Below are 16,725 nucleotides of genomic sequence, written 5' to 3'. Positions count from 1 at the left end.
GCTACAACTGGCATCGGCCACACTCCGCACTCAACCGCCAGCCGCCCATGAGCCGTATCCCGGCCATGAACAACCTACTGGAACTCAACAGCTAGATGGCAGTCTGGTCGCTCTGTACAACGCTGATAGCGGCCGCGTGTTTGGTGAGCGACCGGACGGTACCAGGGTGGACATCGACGCCAGCGTGAACGTGCAGGTGACGATCCGCCTGGCCTCACTGATGGAAAGCCTGAACCAGTCGCCGCCGTTCCTCGAAGCTGACGTTGATTTCAACGGTTCCTTGCTTTGCTTGACGATGGTGCTTCCTCCAGTTGCGATGCAGGAAACCTGGACGATCGCAGCACGAAGCGCTGTTCCGCCGAGCGCAGTTCAGCCGCTATCGATACAACTAAGGCGGTAGGTTGGGCCTGAACGTGGGCCGCGATAGGGCCCACTTCTGCCAATGCGACGCAGTAGCCTCGCCGTTTGACATGGGCTGGCGTCCCCGCGATCTGCAGGCTTACCGTATCGGCCGCCGCCTCCCGGACTGTCGGGTGTCGAGATGCCTGAGCGGGGCATCTTTTGGGCGCCGCGGGAGGCTCGAGCGGCTCTGCAGCTTCGCCAGGTAAGCCGGAACTCCTATGGTTTTCCCTATGCACTTTCCGCAGTTTCCCGGTTTGTGCGGAATTTCCGCACAAACCGGGAAAACCGGGATTTGCTCTGCGCCTTGGCTTGAGCTGTACCGCGACGGCCTGGCAATGCGACCGCACGCTGGTCTGCCAGCCCGCACACAACTGGCCGCGCACGGCAGGGTAGCGCTCGAGCCGGGCGCGATGAACGGGTCGTCAACCTCATCGTGCCTCAACTAGCGCAACTCAGCGCTGAGCGAATCTGATGCCAACCATTTCAATGGGTGGTGCCATCCCGTGCTTTTTACAGATGCAGCGTTCAACTCTAGTGGAAATGAGAGCGCCAAGCCGAGCATATGACAAGTGTCTTCGGCGAAAACGGAATCGCGCTGCCCGATACTCTTGGTCGGGTCGATTGCAGTCCATCAATCGATTTTTTGAGTAAGTAAGCAAGGTCGCTGAAGTGCCTTGACGCGTGCTCGCCTGCGGTTAAAAAGTCGCGTGCGGCAGATAATTTGTCAGCACTTGCGCGTGCAGGTGGTGGTAATAGGATTGACCTACAAGTCTGAAGTTGGAGGTCTATCTTGGTTGTTGAAATGAATCCCCCGTTTCGGGTTGACGTCGAATGCTTTTCGACCGTGCTGCCAAACCGAAAGGTTACCGTGGAGGAGCGCGAGCCCGAAACCGGCCGGGCGTGCAAGACGACGGTCGAACGATTGAACGACAGCGCACTCATCCTTTCCCACACTGATTGGCATGGCAGTCAGTTCGCTATGTGGATTGATCTGCGGGCAGGGACTGCGCAGCTTCATGAAGCCTATGTTGGCGATCTCCGTTACGCAGAGATTTCAACTCAGCTTTTGGTTGACACGTGCAGGAAACATTTTTGCCATCAGGGAGCGGTCTGATGACTATTCCTCCCGCTCGCTTTGACGATCACTTCTAGTGCCCCCGAAAAATCTTCAATCAGCGTCTGCGGCAGGGCGCTCCAAATGCCGCTGTCCAGTTTCGGATCGCTCCCCAGCGACTTGAAGAAATCCGCCCACACATCGGTCATAGAGTGGAAAGACTGCAAGTCTTGATGAATAACTGTCTCATGTGTGAGTCCCAGAAGACCGGCCACTACATCAAAGGGGAGCTCATATCGCTTGGCGGTCTCGAGCAGTACGTTTGCCTCAGCGTTCATATTCCTGGTCGTTCGCCAGAAAAATGAATGATGCGGGACCGGCATGCAGAATATTGACTTCAATGGCTCATCAAGCCATTCGTAGATTGCACGTGGGTTGAGCGTCCCCATCGTCCACGGGTCAATGAAATTCCACATTGGCGATTCGTAGCACCGGGCCGTACCCGGCACGATCGCCTCCACGATGGCCAGCTTTTCGGGCGTCGGCGAGGACATGCCGCGCAGGTACCTCGACCATTGGCCTGACCCGTGGGTGCCGCAGGCGTTGTCGAGCTGGCGCAGGGTCAGCCTTGAGCGCATGAGGGTGTAGGTCGCCCAACTGCGCGCCCGCTCTTCCTCAAGTTCGGAACGGGCCGGGCGCCCCCTCGGCGCGGGACGTCCGCTGCTTTTTCTTTGACTCATCGGTACGGAAGGCGTCCGCTACCGCAGCATGACGCAGGGCTCAAGTTCAAGAAAAGATTATTTCTTGAATCTGGAGGGGGTCGACGTCTAAGTTTGTAGAACGTGCCCAAAAAGAGCGGCACGCCGGGGTCGGTGCCGACGTGGCAGAACCCGACCGAAAGCAAGCAAGGGCGGGAACGAGCCAGTCCGCAGGCGTCAGGCCGACAGGCCAGACGGAGGTCATGTTGATCCCCTGCACCCGTTCACCTCCCGGGAGAGTGATCGATGTTTACAGAAGAAGAATTGGATAAATACCTTGAGTCCCGAGGCGTCACCGCCGCGGGCCGTGCCTACATCCGGCGAGTTCGGAACTCAGATCCGTCGCGCGCGGTTGGATCGGGTGCGCGCAATGTGACTTGCAAGTTCGCCAGCCGAAAGATGGGCCGCGTCATTCAGGCCGAGAGCCACGGCTGCGAGCTGCCGTCCGTTTGGACGTGGGAGTTCGACTCAGCTACTTACGAGTTCTGGGATCAGCCGGAGGCCATGAGCCTGCCGATCGTTCGTGCCGATGGACGCAAGAGCAATCTTCCGAAGACCGCAGACTACCTGGTCCTTCAGCAGAACTTTGTGGGTTTGGTGGAGTGCAAGACCCGTGAATGGCTGGAACGAGAGCGGCGAAATGGCAATGCCAATTTCGTCTGCGAGGGAGATGGACGGTGGCGCTACTTGCCCGGCGAACAGGCTGCCCACGCTTGGGGCTTGGGCTATGTGGTTCGCGTGGCCGACGAGAACAATCCCGTGCTCGTCGACAACTTGAGCATGCTGGACGACTATTTCATCGATGGTGTGCCGGACGTTCCTGCCGCGGACCGGGCACGGATCATCGACACCTTGGCTGAGGCCAAGTGGATGCTGATCCGCGACCTGCAGGCCGACACCGCGATCACCACAGATCACTTGTACACCCTGATCGCGCAACGGGCGGTCCACGTGAACCTGGAGTCCAGCCGACTCAGCGAGCCCTGGCTGACCTACATCTACCGGGATGAGAACGCTGCGGCCACTCATCTTGCGATCTCTGCATCGGAGCAAACCGGCGACCGCATCGATATCTCCGTGCTCGATCTGTTACCGGGTGCGCGCGTGTGCTGGGACGGTCGGGTGATGCAGATTCTCAATGTCGGCGACACCGCGTACTTCCTCAAGCCCGATGAAGGTGCGCTGATCGAGTTGCCGCGAAAGGACATGGAGGCTCTGATTGGCAAGGGTGAGATCCTTGCTGATCCGAGTGCAGAGTCGGCATGCGTTGCTCGACAGCGGGAACGGATGCAGCACGCGACAGACGCCGAATACGCCCGTGCGCTTGAGAAGTACAACGCGCTGTTCCCAGACCTGTCGCCGCCTGGGAAGCGTACGCCGACACGCACCTTGACCAAGTGGCGCAGCGAGTTCAAACGGGGCGAGGAACTCTACGGCAACGGCTTCTTGGGGTTGCTGCCGAACATCCACCGACGGGGCAATCGGCTTCCCAAGCTGCCGCCGGCAACTCTCGAGATCATCAAGTCGGTCTTGGAAGCCAAGTTCCTCACGCCCGAGGCGCGGTCGACGAAGGTCCTTTGGGGACTGATCCGAAATGAATGTGAAGCGGCCGGCGCAATCCAGCCGAGTGAGAAGACCGTCTTTCGGGCTATCAACAGCATGTTCACGCCTGTGGAGGCGGTCGAAGCGCGCGAGGGGGCCAAGCGGGCCTATCAAATCGATCAGTGGTACTGGTGGCTGGAGTCGGATACGCCTCGACACGGCCAGCGCCCTTTCGAGATTGGCCATATCGACCACACCGAGGTCGACCTGCAGTTGGTGGACCCAAGGTTCGGTCGCAAGACTCGAAAGTGCTGGTTGACAGTCCTGATCGATGCCTACTCCCGCATGATCCTGGCGATCTACGTCACTTATGACGCCCCCAGCTATCGATCCTGCATGATGTTGCTGCGCGATTGCGTGCGCCGTCATGGTCGTGTGCCTGCGACCGTGGTTGTCGATTGGGGCAGCGATTTCCGGAGTACCTATTTCGAGCGGCTGCTGGCCTATCTCCACTGCAGCAAGAAGCATCGCCCCAAAGGTGCGCCACGGCATGGCAGTCTCATTGAGCTGCTGTTCAATCGAGCGAACGTGGACCTCATCCACGAACTTCGAGGCAACAACGTACCGCTGCAGACACCGCGGAGCATGTCAAAGACGCACGACCCGCGAATCAGGGCCGTCTGGACCATCCGCGATTTCGCTGACGCACTTGAGGGCTACATCAACGAGGTGTACGCGACGGTGGTCAACCAGACGCTGGGTGTTGCGCCAGGGGAGGCCTTCCGTCATGGGGTGGCCACCTTCGGCGAGCGCCTACACAATCGGTACGCCTGCGACGAGAACTTTCGGATGATGACGCTGCCGTCGACCCCTAAGGGCACGGCGCGGATCCGGCCTGGCGCCTACGTCAAGATCAACGGGATTCCCTACGCTGCACCTGAACTGAAGGGGCCTGGTTTGGTGGGGGCGGATGTGGCAGTTCGCTTTGACCCCTTCAATATGGGATTGGCGTATGCCCGAATCGGCAAGGTGTGGGTGGAGCTTAAGTCGGTCTACTACGCCACGTTCCAGCGCTACAGCGAGCGCGAGATCATGGCCGCTAGTGCGGAATTGAGGGAGAACCTCGCGGGGACCTATGCCAACCGTGCCATCTCGGCAAAGGTGCTTGCCGCGTATCTAGAAAAACTCAGCTTGCAGGAAGGCCGACTTGTTGCCGATGCTGACGCGCGCAAGGCCGCCGAGCAGGCGCAAGAAGTCATTGCAGAGGCGGCGCGACGGCAGCCAGCAGCGGCATCTGCGCCCGCTGGCGCCACTGAGGATGTTGATGATGTCTTCGCCGACATCGAGGTTGTTGACTATGGGGACATCGAATGAACGCGACCGATGGCGAGCCTGTCGGAGACGCCGACATCCAGACCCACTTGATGGCCTTCGAGAGCGTGCGCAAGCAGCATCCGCGCTTCAAGGACGCGTTTCACAAAACCCGGGATTTCGCAGCCTGCGGTCGGGCGTCACGAGTTGTCATCTTGACGGGCCCCACTGGCGTAGGGAAGTCGACGCTGGGCATCAGCCTGCGCAAACAGGCGGTGATCGAGGCCAAGGAAGCCTGCGAAAAGGATCCGTCCTTGGTGCCAGCGGTGCTGGTGACGACGACTCCGCCGCATGGTCGCAGCTTCAATTGGAAGGACTTCTATGTCCGCACCCTGGAACAGCTCAATGAACCGCTCATCGACCGAAAGGTGTTTCCGGGCCAGCTGACGATGTTCGAGACCGTGCCCGGCATGCAGAGCGTGGGCGAATCGCTGAGCACGGACCCGTTGCGCAGGCACATCGAGCGCGCCTTCCTTCGACGCAAGACCAAGCTCTGGATCATTGACGAGGCCCATCACATCCTCATGTGCCACGACCAGCGACAGCTCGAGTTCCAGTTCGAGAACCTGAAGTCGCTGGCGGACCGCTGCAATGCCACGATCGTCTTGATCGGCACCTACAAGCTGTTGGAAATCCGGGATCACAGTGCCCAGCTCATGCGCCGAAGCCAGATCGTCCATTTTCCTGCCTACCGACTGGAGTTGGAAGAAGACCTGAAGGCCTTCAAGTCGTGTGTGGTGTATCTGGGAAATCGACTGCCGATCCCAGTCGAACAAGGCATTCTGAGCCGGATAGGTTACTTCTACAACAAGACGGCTGGCTGCATCGGCATCCTGCGAGATTTGTTTCGCGACGCGTTGGAATGCGCCCTCAAGGAGGGCGCCAGCATCGTCACGCAGAAACACTTCGATGCGTCAGCTCAATCGAACAAGGCAATCTTGCGCATCATGGAGGAGTCCGCGCTTGGCTGCGTAGCGCTCGAAGATGTCGAGCTGACAGAGGTCAGTGCGCTGGCGCGGATGACGCCCAAGGATGTCATCGCGCACTTGAGCGCCAAGCGGCTCGAGGCATTGCAACCCGACGTTCCAGGGCCAGCGCAGAAGCCGAGACGCAGCCGCAGTGCATTGCCCGTTGGTTCGCGCAATCCGACTCGCGACAAGGTTGGCGGTGCCGCCCGTGTCAACGCGCTCTGAGTCGTCTATCCCGTTCGACTTGGACCGACCTGCGGGCCTGGCGCCGGGTACTGCTTTGTACGGCCTCGAGCCGGTGGGCCTTGGTACACCGCAGCGCGAGTCGCTTCGAGGCTATCTCGTGCGGCTAGCGGTCGAGCACTGCGTGCGGCCGCGCGAAATGGTCGCCCGAGTCCTTGCCGAACTGGAGCCGGACATTGCTCGATGGACTTATGCCAGCTTCTTCGCTCGACATGCGTTGACCATTGATGGGGCAGGCCACTATGCCGGGGTGTTCGTGCGCGCACTGGGCGCGGCCACAGGCAGGAAGGACTTGGCCACGCTGTCGATGCTTCCCTGGAGCAGCCTGTTCCCATCAAATGGGCAAGCACTGCTGGCTCGCCAGCCCAGGTGGTGCCCTGAGTGTTTGAGAGAAGGGGCCCTTGCCTCAGGCGGAGCGCATTGGCAGCTGCGCTGGTCGCTGGTGGCGGTGGACAGGTGCACCGAGCACTCGGTTGCCCTCCAGGATCGTTGTGCGCACTGCGGGAAGTCTCAGCCAGCCATACCGCGTCATCCGCAGATCGGCTGGTGTGACCACTGCCTCTCGCCCTTGTTCGACATTGCCGATGGAGACCTCGCGTCAGCAAGCTTCGGCACAGACGCTTGGGGCGATGGCGCGCTCTACATCGATCAGTTGGTCGCCGTTCAGGGCGACCTCATCTGCGAACCGAGAGAGCGATGGCTTGCCTTCGTCGAGCACGCTGTTCAGGCGCTTGGCCAAGGCGAGCGCGCAGCCTTGTGCCGCAAGATGGGCCTTCAACCGCGAGCCTTGAACGCGTGGCTGCGTCGGAAGGACCGGGTGTCGTTGGAAGCTGTGATAAGGGTCTGTTCGGCCCTTCAGCGCTCTGCAGATGAAGTTTTCGGTGCCGCATCCGTGCCTGCGCCTGCACAGAACACGGCGCCGATGCGCGGGGGCCAATTGACGCGGCACGGTCCCGAGATCCGGTTGCGGGCCGCAGGCTTTCTGAGTGAAGCGCTGCGGCAGGACATGCCGCCCAGCTTGCGGGAGGTGGCTGCAGCCGCTGGTGTCAGCCGCGGCTTCCTGCGGTATTGGTTTGGCAAGCAGGCCGCTCAGTTGACTGGCCGGCGACGAAGCATCATGGCGCAGTGGCGCGAAGAGCGTGCCGTTCAAAGAACTGCGCAGGTGGAGGCGGCGGTGCTGGAGTTGGTAGGCCAGGGCAAGTTCCCCGGTCGCAAGCTCGTGGAATCGGCCGTGCGTCGGCGAGGCTTCTCGCTGCTGGACGCCGGCATGCTTGAAGCTTACCGAGCCGTCATTTGTCGGCCAGGCCTTCTTCGTAGCTAGCCAGGAGCAGCCATGATTCCGATTGGAAACGGCGCCTTTGGTTTGACCTTTGCAAACGAACGGGACGCTCCCGGCGTCGAGCAGGAAGAGCGAGTCGATGTGATGTCATGGCGGATGTGCCGGCTGCCATCGGGTGACGTACATCTGTCGATCTGGAGGGAGGGCGGGGTGGCCCGGGTGACATCGGCGCTTGCCTCGGCAGACCCAGCCATGTGTCTGGTCCGCACCTCGTCTGGGCGCCAGTATCGGCTGCTGGCTGGCCCCGAGGTCCACCCGACCAACCGTGAAGTGATTGAGGTCAATGCGGCCCGTAGTGGGCTATCGGGGGCCGCTGACATCAGCGATCTATTCTGGTCCAAGCTCTCCGCCGTCAAGTTGCAACCTTGATGTTGAGTTGCAACCTTGATGGAGTCGCCCGGCGCACGTGAGCCGGCAGTAGTCTCATACTGCCACCTCCTGGCGGCGGCGTCCTTCAAAGAGAATCAGGGTATGAAGCGAATTCGGGTCGCCCCTGGAAAATTCGTCACCATCTCTGACGAACTGGCTGAGAAGGCGGCGCGCTTGTTTGCGACTGGGCAGCTCACGCGAGATCAGGTCCGCGAGTTGATGGCAGCTGAGCCGCAGCGTTCTACTGGGGCCATGGCTGGTTCACCGCGCCTGCTGGGCAGAGTCAAGGTGCGGGCGAGCTCTCGCCCCAAAATTCGGGCCATGGCATTGGCGCGTAAGGGTGCCTTGTCGAGCGCCCTTCGTCGCAGGATGCGTTGAAACCGGAGAGACTCAAATTAGGCTTGAGGTCGTGGCGCATGTGTGCGGCGGCCGGACTGGCGTGCGGGTGAGGGCTGCCTTAGCGGCAGACCTGGACTACATTCTTTGGTATGGACGTTCTGCTCAACCCCTATTTCCTGGGCTACGTGTTGCTGATTCTTCTCCTGATCCGATTTGGCAACATGCTCAGGGCCAAGCATATGGAAAACGTGGAGAGGCGTGCCGCGGTGGAGGCAAAGCGACGGGCTACGGTGGACGCCGACCTCTGAGGTGCCCATCGAATTTCGCCTTCCAACGGGGCGCGCTCATGCCGCCTTGGCTGACTGATCGACATGCTTGCTGATCCAGTCCTCCAGGAACCTAACCGGCGAGCTGTAACCCAGCGTTGAGTGGCGGCGACTCCGGTTGTAGAACACCTCGATGTACTCGAACAGGTCGGCTTGTGCAGTGGCTCGCGTCGCGTAGGTCGTGCCATGCCCCTGTTCGTTCTTCAGGCTGTTGAAGAAGCTCTCGGTGGGCGCGTTGTCCCAGCACTTGCCCTTGCGGCTCATCGACGCCGTCATGCCGTACTCGGTAAGCTTGCTCGTCATCGCCTGGCTGGAGTCAGCCCTCAGTGGTCTGGATGTAGGTGATGTCGCCCGTCCAGACGCGGTTGGGCGCCGCAGGCGTGAAGTCGCGCGCCAGCAGGTTGGGCACCACCGGCATCGAGTGCTTGGAGTCCGTCGGCGCCTTGAAGCGCCGCTTGTGACGCGCGCGCATGCCGTGCTCGCGCATCAGCCGCTTGACGCGGCGCAGCCCAATGCGGTGACCCCGGCCCTGCAGCTCGCGGTGCATGCGCCGCGATCCATAGGCGGCCTTGACCTCGGCATGGACGCTCTTGATCAAGCTCACAGCCTGCGGGTCGCTCAGCCGCGTGCGGCCAGGCTTGCCGCCACGGCGTCAGGCCCGGTAGCCGCTGACGCTGACTGCCAGCACTGCGCACATATCGGGCAGCGGGAGCTCGCGGCGCTGCGCATCGATCCAGGCGTACTTCACAGCCCATCCTTCGCAAAGTACGGCGTCGCTTTTTTTAGGATGGTGACGTGCATCTTGAGCCGCGCGTTCTCCGCGCGCAGCCGGGACGGCTCCATCTGCTCAGGCGTCACCGGCTTGGCGCCAGCAGCCGCGAGCTTACCGGCGGCCACGGCCTTGACCCAGTTGCGCTGCGTCTGCTGGACCAGTCCAAGTTCCCGGGCCGCAACCCCGACGCCAACCTCCTGCGCCCGCTCGACGGCCTGTTCGTTGAACTCGGCCGTGTACTCCTGCTTCGGTATCTTCTGTACTTCTCGTCCTTCAGGTCTCGATGCTAACCATCGACCCTTGGAAGACGAAAAACAGTGGGCAGCTCACTTCTAAGTTCCATCGCCGACCGGGATGCTGGAATCAGTCTCCAGATGGGCGCGCACGCCGCAGCGGAGGTCCGGCGACTACCGATTTAGTCGCAGGGGTAGAAGCAACGAGGCGCCAAGCGTCGCGGTGGCAAACGCTGCCGCGCCAGATCCCAGCAGCTGATGCTTGCTAATGGCCGCAAGCTCAGCTGCTTGCCACGACAACCAATTTCGGCGGCGGTCTACTTGCCAGTCAGCATTTGTGGCGCATCCGCGGACGTAAGCGACCTGCGCGGTGCTGATGCGAAAAGGGGGCAGCATGGGTATCCCGACCTTTGGCCAAACCGTGCAGTCAGGCGGCGGTTGTCGGCGCTGCCGCCCTCTCGCTGACCTTGCTCGGTCGTGCCTTTCGGGACGCCGCCGTCTTTCGGACAGGGCTTCCCCGAAGGTGGCGCAGGCTGGGATGTCAGTAGAGTCGCAGCTAAGCGGGTCGTCACCTCAGCATCCGCCACAAACACATTCAGGGATATGCAGGATCAAACTCGGCAGCGGACCCTCGTCGCAGCTTCAGGCTGCGCCGTCGTGCGGTTGTGCGCGCTCTTCGAGCTGCCTCAGCGCCGTGTCGCATTCGATCCCAGCCTAGGCCAGAGGGAGTGCCGATGATCAACTTCCCCGTTCTCAAGCGCGTCAAGGTCACTGACTTTGCAATCTACGCCGGCACCGCGGACAAGCCCGGGCTGGATCACGTGTTCGTGCCCGGCGTGAACGTCATCGTGGGCATCAATGGCCTCGGCAAGACGACGTTGCTCAACATGCTATTGCGCGGTCTCACTGGGGCGTCTGACGTCCCGGGCGACGACGAGCTTGGCGACAAGCGTCGGCGCATCGTTGCTTCGGACCGGTCCTGGTTCCGCAGGCGCGCGCCGGATGCCGCAGTGAACGCCAAGGTCACGATCTGGTTCACGCTGGGTGAGCGCGAGTTCGAGGTGACCCGGTCGCTTGCTAATCTGGATGTCGTCGATCTGTCCGTGGATCAACAGCCGTTCCCTGCGGCTCGCGGCGTTGAGATGGAAGCCACCTATCGGGAGCAAGTGGTCGTGGCGTCGGGCCTGGCCTCGTTCGACGACTTCGTGTTCCTGCTGCGCTACATCGTCTTCTATCTTGAGGACCGGCGCAGCCTGGTGTGGGACACAGCCGCGCAAGGTGACATCCTTGGCATCCTGGTCGGTGATCAGAGCCAACGGCGCGGACAATATGTCGAGCTTTTCAACGAGTTGCTGAGCAAGGACAGCGAGTACCGCAACGTGCGAGCCGTCCTGTTCCGCCGAAAGAAAGAGGCGGGCAAGCAGGCCGCCACGATCGAGGGTGGCGAGATTCAGCGGCACATCCAAGCGCTGGCAGAGCGTCGAGGCGAGCTCAAGGCACTGGTTGTACGCAAGAACGAGCTGGGCAAAGAGCGCGACCTGCTGCGGGAGCAGATGGAGAACCGTCGTCAGGAGATTTACGACGGCCGTGCCTCCCTGGCTGGGCAGCTGAACAGTTTTTACGAGTCCTTCTTCCCGCAGTTGGCTGCGCCTGCACGGTACCTGCTGGCGCACTTCGAGGCCGGCGCCGGCTGCCTGGTTTGCGGCACCAACACCGCCGAGGCCAAGGAGAAGGTCGAGGGCAAGCTCTACATGAACGTCTGCCCGGTGTGCAGCAGCCCGCTGGAACAGGGCCACAAGCCCGCCAACGATCCGCACGCCGGTGACGACATCGAGAAGCAGCGCGCCGTTATCAAGACGGCAGAAGACTACCTGGCTGCGATGGAGCAGCCGCTACGTGACGCCGAGAACAACTACTCTTTGACGGCCGCCGAGGTCGTGTCGGTCACCGGAAAGGTGTCCGCCTTGGAGCAGCAGTTGCGCGCGTTCGGGGACAGCCTGCCGAACGCGCTTGAACGCCGGGACGAGATCATGAAGTCCGTGCTGGCCTTCGAAGCCACGCTGACCCAGCTGGAGGTCGAGCATCTCGAGGTCTCGAACCAGTTCCGCGAGCTCACGGATGCCATCGATCAGGAGGTACGCGCGGTTTCCGGGCAGATCGAGCAGGCTTTTGCCAGGTACATCCAGGGCTTCCTGGCGGAGAAGTGCGAGATCAAGTACGCCCCTCGCACGCGGCGCCTGGGCCAGCGCGCGGACACGGACCTGTTCACGTTCCCTCATTTCTTGCCAGCGCTGACCTCCGGGGTGAACCGAGACACCATCACGGTGCGTGAGGCAGGGCAGTCGGTGTCCGAGTCGCAGAAGGAGTTCATCGACCTTGCATTCCGGATGGCGCTGTTGGAGCTTGCTGCGCCAAACGCGGCCGTCATGATGGTGCTCGAGACCCCTGAGGCCAGCCTCGACTCGGTCTTCGTGCCGCGCGCTGCCGACTTGCTGCGCCGATTCGCAACGCGCTCGAACGGCGGCCACGACACGAGGTTGATTGCCTCTTCCAATATCAATCGCGAGCAGATGATTCCTGCGTTGTTCGGCGCTTACCCGGACAAAGAATTCTATGGCCAGGTCGTGGACGAGGACCCGACCGACATGCCGCCGATGGTTCCGGTCGAAGAGCGGGAGCAGCACGTCCTGGATCTGCTGAAAGTTGCCGTGCCTACCCGGGCATTGGAGCGCTTCCGCGAGGCGTATGAGCGCGAGCGTGACTTGGCAATCTACCCCCCGGTCCAGGCCGCGGGCGAGGGCGCATGAGTATGGCTGCCGCTCCCTCAAGCCTGGACAGCGCCGGCATGTGGAAGGCCTGGATCGTGCTTTGCGTCTCTGAGGCGCGCCGTATGGGCCTGACGCCGATGGAGACCTCCAAGCTGCACGTCATCCTGTACCTGGCGAACACGCTCGCGGACCTGTTCGACGTGACGCGAGTCCGCGGCCGAGTCCTGAAGCGCGGTGATTACCCGTTCTTCCCCGACGTGCAGCGTGAGGTTGACCGCCTGGCGTTTGCGGGCGTCCTGGTCATCGAGCATGTGGAGTTTGGCGCCAAGGGCCGCATGGCCGCCGAGTACGGCCTGGGGTCGCAGGGCGCCGCGATCTGCGACGCCATGTTGATGCACTCTGCAGAGGCCAGGCGAACGGCCAGGCTGCTGCGCGAGCTGGTGTCGGCCTGCTTCGGGAAGTTCATGGGGGCACGAGCCGACATCGGCCGGGTCGATGCGAACTATGGCGACGCGACGGTCGCGCCGGGCGAGGTCGTGGATTTCTCCGAATGGAGTCACGAGAACAAGAACGTCGAGGTGGCTCGCTACCTCATCGATCATCTGCGCCAACTGCGGCCCGATGTGCAGCGGGACGGAGTCCGGCTGTACTGCGATTACCTTGACCGGGCGATGGCAGAAGCATGACCGCCGGCAGCACGAACACAATGGGCATGGGTGGGGCCCTCAAGGGGGCTGTCCAGGCAGTCGTGAACGGCGGCGCAGCCGGCCTTTCTGTTGCGGATGCTGGGTCTCAAGCGGCCTTCCAGGACGCGTGGTCTCGTACGCTCACCGCGCACGCCCGGCACCTGCGGGCCAAGGGCAAGGAGCTGGAGGCGCCCGTGGTGCTGGTGCACGCCGATGACTGCACCGAAGTGGGCAAAGGCCTCGGCTGGACGAAAAGGCCCATGCTCGGAGGCTCGCACACGGACCCGTACGCCGGAACACTCGCCGTCGGTACGGCCGAGATCAGCGCCTACGTCAAGCCGGACTATGTCCAGGACACCAATGCGATGACCGACGCTCTGCGCGCCGCTGGCCTCGGCAATGCCTTCACGGTGGCCCTGCTGAGCACGTCCTCGCTGGTCATTTGGCCACGCGGCGTCGATTGCGAAGAGACGCCCGAGATTCAGCGGGATCTGAGCGACGCACCGGTGACCATTGATCTGGCCGCCTTGGATCTTCTGCTCGAGCGGTTCTATGAGTCCAATGGGCGCCAGCCGCGTGGTTGGTGGAAGGACCGCGCGAACCGCATCGTCATAGAAGGCGCAGAGGGGGTCGTGCAAGACGACCTCTGGACCTTCATGATGGGCAAGTACAGCGACGTCGCCCGGATCAAGGCCGAGATGTGGATCGGGTATGGCCGTGCGGACATCACCTTCGTTCCCCACGATCCTGTGCACACCAGCGCAGTTTTCGAGCTTAAGGTCACTAAGGACTTCAGTACTCCCATTGACCCGGCCAAGACGACGCCCGGAAAGATCACCCTCAAGGAGAACATCGACTGGGCGGTGTCGGGGGTGCCGCAGGCGGCCGCCTACCGCGATGACGAAAACCTGAAGGTCGGATTCCTCTGTGTCTACGACTTCTGTGACGGGGACAAGGCCGAGATCACCAAGGCCATCGAGACCGAAGCCGCGCCGCATGGCGTGTACGCCCGGCGCTACTGGGTCACGTCATCGAACAAGCAGCACCGAGTGAATCGGTACGGCAAGCCTCCCGGCACCTAGGTCTCAGATCGCCAATTCGACGATGCTCTCGGCGAGCTGAAAGCTGCCGCCCTGCTGCGCGCTTGAGCGCATCTGGCGGACTTCGCGCGTCGTGACGCGGCCAAAGCCCATGCTCTTGGCCAGTTCCGCGAGTATGGAGGCGACCTCGATGCGCACGTCGGCGTATCGAGAGTCGCCGACCACCATCATGGCCCGGCCGGTGGTGGCCAACAACCGCTGGGTCTGCTCCAGTACCATCTCCAAGTCTCGGAAGTAGGCGCCGACCATGTCGGGGATGGTTGGGTCCCAAAGCGTGTCGCGCCTGCTGCTGAGCGCGTCCAGAACAGCGGCGAGGCTCTTCGACTTGCGCTTGGGGCCCTCGTAGGCGCGCCGGATCTGCACATGCGAGCGCAGCGTCTGGTTGCGCAGGGTCGTGTTGTCGGCTGCAGACCCGATATAGCCGAGCACCCACAACTCGACGTTGTAGATGTCGGTGTAGTCGAACGAGTTGGGGTAGGGCGGCGAGAAGACGACCAAGTCTGCGGGCTCCTGCACCTGCTGCAGGGCGGTGCGGGAATCTCCGTTGATTACGGTGACCTGCGAGCGCGGACGGTTCTCGAACCGCAGCACATCCTCGAAGGAGGTGTTGAACTGTTGACCGAAGTGCAGGTCCAGCTTCTCGGGCGTGGGCTGGTTCAGGCGCCAGGCGCCACGATACCTGCGCCCCTTGCCGTTCACGTAGACATTGCTGCAGTCCACAACCACCGCGCCCAGGACGACGCGGAAGAAGCGCCGGACGTCGACGTCCTCGATGGCTTCGATGCAGGTCAGGTACTGGGCCAGGCGGCGGGCGACCGCACGCGGAAAGATCCACCGGTCCTTGTCCTTGCTCTCGATGAACGTGGCGGGCAGATGAGCGAGCCGGGATAGGTCGGCCGGCGTGTCATGCAAGCGGGCCTGAAAGTCCGCAGCGGCTGACAGCAGCTTCTCTGCGGTCAAGGGGCTGAGCTTGGCCTTGATGACGTCGGCGAGGAACGGGTTGACCTCCACCGTCGTCGCGTTGATCGAGAGCAGCTGCGATGTGATCGCGCTGGTGCCGGACCCCCCAAAGGGGTCGACCACGTGAGTGGGGCGGTAGCCCAGCGAGGCAATGGCCGCGGTGACGAACTCAGGGGAGAAGGCTTCCTTGAAGTGGAACCACCGCTGGAAGGCAGTGCCTTTCCCGTCCTGGTACGTCGTCAGGGCGGCGCCGCTGGTTGGCGTCATGGGCACTTCCGGCTTGCCAGTGCCCGAGTTGAACCACTGCGGAGCTTGTGCGAAGTGCTCACGCAGAGTTTGAAGGTAGCGCTCGGGTGGGTTGCGCATGGTTGCCGTCGATTGTGAAGTCGATCAATCCTAACCGAGATTCGAAATTATGTACATAATTATGGAATGCAAAGTGCCGAGATCTCCGTGCGTAAGGCCGAGCGAATGTGGCTCGCGGCGTGCGCTCACGTCAGCGATGCGACCCAGCGCGCCTATGCAGGGGAGGTCAAGCGCTTTCGCGAACACCTTGCCGCGTCCGACATACATGGCGTCATGGCGATCACCGAAGAGGCGTGGCTGGCCTACCTTGGTGACTTGACCAAGGTCCGATCGACCATCACCGAGAAGCGCAAGTCCGCGTTGAAGACGTCCAGCGCGCTTCAGGCAGCACGGATCACGCGCGCCTTCTTGCGCTACTGCTGGTCGCAGCGGTGGCTGGACTGGGTGCCGGGAGTCGGTAGTCAGCGCTGCGCTCCCGGTCGACCGGCGAGCGCGTTTCAGGTTCCCGATGGCTTGATCGAGTTCCTGCTCAATCCAGGGGACCAGGACGATGAGGCCGAGATCCGCGTGAGGTGCGCCGTCGGCCTTGCGTTCTGGGGCGGATTCCGCGCCCGAGAAATCGCAGACCTCAAAGCTCGTGACCTCGTGCCAGATCAACAGGGCGGCGCCACGGTGCACCCAGTCTGGCGCGAGGACCCCGTTGCCTTGCCCTTCGTGCTGGTGCAGCAGCTGCGGCGCTACGCGGCGTTGCGGTTGGGGCGGTCTGGGCCCCTGGGTGAACATGCCGCCCTCATCGTCCGGCTCAGGTCTGAGGAATCGGTGTCAGGAGCTGCGGCGTGGGGGCTGCTCAAGACCTGGACCTCGAGGCACGACACGGGTGACGCCGCAGCCCTGACCACAAGGGCAATTCGGGACAGCTTCAAGGAACTCGCGGGTAGCGGCGCTCGCGACTACATCAGGGCCATCGAGCGTCAGGTGGCCAGTCGGCAGCGATCTTCATCGCAGGGCCTGGCGGACAGCAGCGTTGCAGGGCGTCGGATCGCAGCGGACCTGCTCGCCAGGCTGGTCGGGGCTTCCGTGACCCCGCCGGTGAACTAGCTGTTGAGTTCCAGTAGGTTGTTCATGGCCGGGATACGGCTCATGGGCGGCTGGCGGTTGAGTGCGGAGTGTGGCCGATGCCAGTTGTAGC

The 16,725-nt window shown here is 62.3% G+C and carries 13 protein-coding genes and 1 pseudogene; 11 read left to right on the top strand and 3 right to left on the bottom strand.

Translation table 11 applies throughout. The features are described from left to right. Nucleotides 1–400: hypothetical protein (locus tag CDO81_RS28555; protein WP_206602185.1), on the top strand; the 400-nt coding region annotated here is incomplete at its 5' end. Nucleotides 401–1,192: 792 nt separating this feature from the next. Next, nucleotides 1,193–1,516 carry a hypothetical protein gene (locus CDO81_RS28305; protein ID WP_158218449.1) on the top strand — a complete coding sequence of 108 codons (324 nt, stop codon included), beginning with the start codon at nt 1,193–1,195 and terminating at the stop codon, nt 1,514–1,516. Here the strand turns inward: CDO81_RS28305 and CDO81_RS26985 are convergent. Continuing rightward, complete coding sequence (locus CDO81_RS26985; RefSeq protein ID WP_088486366.1) at nt 1,501–2,094, bottom strand: hypothetical protein; 594 nt, start codon at nt 2,092–2,094, stop codon at nt 1,501–1,503. The two genes, CDO81_RS28305 and CDO81_RS26985, sit on opposite strands and share 16 nt — an antisense overlap. Nucleotides 2,095–2,460: 366 nt before the next feature. Here CDO81_RS26985 and CDO81_RS26980 point away from each other — a divergent pair, with 366 nt between their 5' ends. The 5 genes from CDO81_RS26980 to CDO81_RS28300 all read left to right on the top strand — a co-directional run bounded on the left by CDO81_RS26980 (nt 2,461) and on the right by CDO81_RS28300 (nt 8,693). After that, nucleotides 2,461–5,130: a Mu transposase C-terminal domain-containing protein gene (locus CDO81_RS26980; protein ID WP_088486365.1), complete on the top strand. Its 2,670-nt coding sequence runs from the start codon at nt 2,461–2,463 to the stop codon at nt 5,128–5,130. Continuing rightward, on the top strand, nt 5,127–6,320 hold the full coding sequence (locus CDO81_RS26975) for an ATP-binding protein (protein WP_088486364.1): 1,194 nt from the start codon (nt 5,127–5,129) through the stop codon (nt 6,318–6,320). The genes CDO81_RS26980 and CDO81_RS26975 overlap by 4 nt, the downstream gene beginning before the upstream one ends. 19 nt (nt 6,321–6,339) lie before the next feature. After that, a complete protein-coding gene (locus CDO81_RS26970; protein ID WP_158218448.1) occupies nt 6,340–7,659 on the top strand; it encodes a TniQ family protein in 1,320 nt (439 codons plus the stop codon). 12 nt (nt 7,660–7,671) lie between these two features. After that, nucleotides 7,672–8,046, top strand: a complete 375-nt coding sequence (locus tag CDO81_RS27900; RefSeq protein ID WP_144397434.1) for a hypothetical protein — start codon at nt 7,672–7,674, stop codon at nt 8,044–8,046. Between the two features lie 488 nt (nt 8,047–8,534). Then, nucleotides 8,535–8,693: a hypothetical protein gene (locus CDO81_RS28300; protein WP_158218447.1), complete on the top strand. Its 159-nt coding sequence runs from the start codon at nt 8,535–8,537 to the stop codon at nt 8,691–8,693. A 36-nt stretch (nt 8,694–8,729) separates the two neighbouring features. On the opposite strand, the pseudogene CDO81_RS26960 reads toward CDO81_RS28300, so the two are convergent. Beyond that, nucleotides 8,730–9,737, bottom strand: a pseudogene (locus CDO81_RS26960) (IS3 family transposase). 713 nt (nt 9,738–10,450) lie between these two features. Here CDO81_RS26960 and CDO81_RS26955 point away from each other — a divergent pair. From CDO81_RS26955 to CDO81_RS26945, 3 genes are read left to right on the top strand one after another with little or no spacing between them, the layout of a single operon-like run. Continuing rightward, nucleotides 10,451–12,523, top strand: coding sequence for an AAA family ATPase (locus tag CDO81_RS26955; RefSeq protein ID WP_088486361.1), 2,073 nt, complete (start codon nt 10,451–10,453; stop codon nt 12,521–12,523). After that, nucleotides 12,520–13,170, top strand: coding sequence for a hypothetical protein (locus CDO81_RS26950; protein ID WP_144397433.1), 651 nt, complete (start codon nt 12,520–12,522; stop codon nt 13,168–13,170). Before CDO81_RS26955 ends, CDO81_RS26950 begins: the two co-directional genes overlap by 4 nt. Beyond that, complete coding sequence (locus CDO81_RS26945; protein WP_144397432.1) at nt 13,167–14,252, top strand: hypothetical protein; 1,086 nt, start codon at nt 13,167–13,169, stop codon at nt 14,250–14,252. Before CDO81_RS26950 ends, CDO81_RS26945 begins: the two co-directional genes overlap by 4 nt. Before the next feature lie 3 nt (nt 14,253–14,255). On the opposite strand, the gene CDO81_RS26940 is transcribed toward CDO81_RS26945, so the two are convergent. Further along, nucleotides 14,256–15,596 carry an SAM-dependent methyltransferase gene (locus tag CDO81_RS26940; RefSeq protein ID WP_088486358.1) on the bottom strand — a complete coding sequence of 447 codons (1,341 nt, stop codon included), beginning with the start codon at nt 15,594–15,596 and terminating at the stop codon, nt 14,256–14,258. Between the two features lie 66 nt (nt 15,597–15,662). Here CDO81_RS26940 and CDO81_RS26935 point away from each other — a divergent pair, with 66 nt between their 5' ends. Further along, entirely contained in the window at nt 15,663–16,634 is a 972-nt protein-coding gene (locus CDO81_RS26935) for a site-specific integrase (protein ID WP_088486357.1), read from the top strand. Nucleotides 16,635–16,725: the final 91 nt, after the last annotated feature.

The organism is Roseateles puraquae, assembly GCF_002205845.1.
GTDB lineage: Bacteria > Pseudomonadota > Gammaproteobacteria > Burkholderiales > Burkholderiaceae_C > Pelomonas > Pelomonas puraquae.
Note: the sequence above shows the minus strand (reverse complement) of the source record. Positions and strands in the feature narration are given on the sequence as shown.

Coding starts and splice junctions, on each gene's coding strand:
- CDO81_RS27900 (WP_144397434.1), top strand. CDS start 7,672: ATGATTCCGATTGGAAACGGCGCCTTTGGTTTGACCTTTGCAAACGAA.
- CDO81_RS26945 (WP_144397432.1), top strand. CDS start 13,167: ATGACCGCCGGCAGCACGAACACAATGGGCATGGGTGGGGCCCTCAAG.
- CDO81_RS28300 (WP_158218447.1), top strand. CDS start 8,535: ATGGACGTTCTGCTCAACCCCTATTTCCTGGGCTACGTGTTGCTGATT.
- CDO81_RS26975 (WP_088486364.1), top strand. CDS start 5,127: ATGAACGCGACCGATGGCGAGCCTGTCGGAGACGCCGACATCCAGACC.
- CDO81_RS26935 (WP_088486357.1), top strand. CDS start 15,663: ATGCAAAGTGCCGAGATCTCCGTGCGTAAGGCCGAGCGAATGTGGCTC.
- CDO81_RS26950 (WP_144397433.1), top strand. CDS start 12,520: ATGAGTATGGCTGCCGCTCCCTCAAGCCTGGACAGCGCCGGCATGTGG.
- CDO81_RS26940 (WP_088486358.1), bottom strand. CDS start 15,596: ATGCGCAACCCACCCGAGCGCTACCTTCAAACTCTGCGTGAGCACTTC.
- CDO81_RS26980 (WP_088486365.1), top strand. CDS start 2,461: ATGTTTACAGAAGAAGAATTGGATAAATACCTTGAGTCCCGAGGCGTC.
- CDO81_RS26955 (WP_088486361.1), top strand. CDS start 10,451: ATGATCAACTTCCCCGTTCTCAAGCGCGTCAAGGTCACTGACTTTGCA.
- CDO81_RS26985 (WP_088486366.1), bottom strand. CDS start 2,094: ATGCGCTCAAGGCTGACCCTGCGCCAGCTCGACAACGCCTGCGGCACC.